Annotated in this window: 1 protein-coding gene; it reads right to left on the bottom strand. The window is 34.1% G+C overall.

Annotated features, from left to right (window positions below):
- Positions 1 to 38: 38 nt before the first annotated feature.
- Entirely contained in the window at positions 39 to 950 is a 912-nt protein-coding gene (locus tag A7D14_RS05650) for a sulfotransferase (RefSeq protein WP_067031225.1), read from the bottom strand.
- Positions 951 to 999: the final 49 nt, after the last annotated feature.

Here is a 999-nt window from a genome sequence, read left to right as displayed (position 1 = left end):
TATTGATATTGATAAGACCTGATTCCATATAGTACCTTTTATTGGTAATTGAACTTTTTTAAAGAACTAAATGAAAGAGTCTTGAAAAGACTTTTACTGCCTGGTCTTAGCTTATTCTTCCAACCCTCGGAATTTGATGTTTGAAATTTTATAGTGTTTGCCTTTCTAATAGCATTACCTGCCATTACGTGTTCAATGACAAAATCATCGTTTGATTCAATTTTATTAATAATACTCGAAAAATCAACTTCAGACATCAACCCTATCTGTTTCAAAATTATTCCGGGGTTCTCAATGAAATCCTCATATCTTACCACAATTTTATGTTGAACCTTTGACCGCACCAAATTTGTCAATCTATTTATTACCACCCAAAACATTGCAGCTCTCCATGTTGGTCTTTTTCGGTTCTGCTCCTTGGCATTCTTTTTTAGAGACCACGCCACAGCCCTACCGTCCCTAACAAGGTGAACCATCCTTAAATCAATATTGGGATTTTTTTCAAGAGCCCATGCCCGGAGAGGATTTTTGGATATATCAACCACAATTTCTTTATTGCTATGATACTGAAGAGAGCGATAAAATTCAGTTGTGCTATTCAAATACTCCTTAAATTCTTTGCTTTTTTGCCCAATACCAAAATACATCTTCAACCAAGATTTCAAAGAAAAAACTCCTTCAACATTCCCCCATTTTTTTAACCCAGAGTCTATATTATCATCATCAACTTTGGAAAGCCAATCATTCATCACAGATGACCAAAACTTACAGTTAATCAAAGGGGCTTGACATGAACAGATTTTAGTCGCATTGTAAACCTCACACATGTTTTGCAATTCCCCTCCTCCAAAAATTTGGGGATGGTTTCCTAAAATTATATTTAAAATTGTAGAACCAGACCTTCCTGATCCAGCGAAATAAAGAACTTTTATTTTTTTATTCTTATCCATACAAAGGCTTTATCTTGATTAACCTCAAAATTATTTAGCTATACAATAC

This window comes from Allomuricauda sp. CP2A, from assembly GCF_001683915.1.
Lineage (GTDB): Bacteria > Bacteroidota > Bacteroidia > Flavobacteriales > Flavobacteriaceae > Flagellimonas.
Note: the sequence above shows the minus strand (reverse complement) of the source record. Positions and strands in the feature narration are given on the sequence as shown.